The organism is Paraburkholderia sp. BR10954 (genome assembly GCF_040965775.1).
Lineage (GTDB): Bacteria > Pseudomonadota > Gammaproteobacteria > Burkholderiales > Burkholderiaceae > Paraburkholderia > Paraburkholderia youngii.
Map to the genome: position 1 here is coordinate 1 of NZ_JBFRCK010000218.1, position 491 is coordinate 491.

Annotated in this window: 1 protein-coding gene; it reads right to left on the reverse strand. The window is 72.1% G+C overall.

Annotated elements, in window-relative coordinates:
- Positions 1-15 precede the first annotated feature (15 nt).
- On the reverse strand, positions 16-491 hold a 476-nt coding region (locus tag AB4Y34_RS41955; protein ID WP_368719319.1), incomplete at its 5' end, for an RNA polymerase sigma factor.

Genomic DNA, 491 nt, shown 5'->3' on the forward strand with positions numbered 1-491 from the left:
GAGCGTGTCTGCCGCTCATCGACTGGAGCCTGCGAGCACGTACAGACGCCTGCGGCCCTCGCTGACGCGGCGGTTGACCGCGGTGTAGCTGCTCCCGGTCAAGTGGGCGATCTCGCGGTAACGGAAGCCGCCAGCGTGCAGGATCAGGTCGCGACGCTCCCGAGGCTTGAGCGTGGCGAAGTGCGCGACGCGCTCGCGGTGCGTGGCGACGTCGAGCGCTCGCTCGAGCGGGTCGCCGACCGCCGCGGCGAGCCCCATCGGGGCGCGGCCGTCGACGGGATCGCTGGCGCAGGACTCGTCGGCCTGCAGCAACCGCCAGGCCTCGTGGACGGCGACGCGGGAGAGCCAGCCCATGCCGCGCCGGTCCAAGGAGATGTCGGTGCGCCGGGTCAGTTGCAGCCAGGCGTAGCCGCACGCATCTTCGATCGCCGTCGCGTCGACGTCGTGGACCTCGCGGAGGACGCGCTGCGCGAGCGATTGGTGTTGCGTCG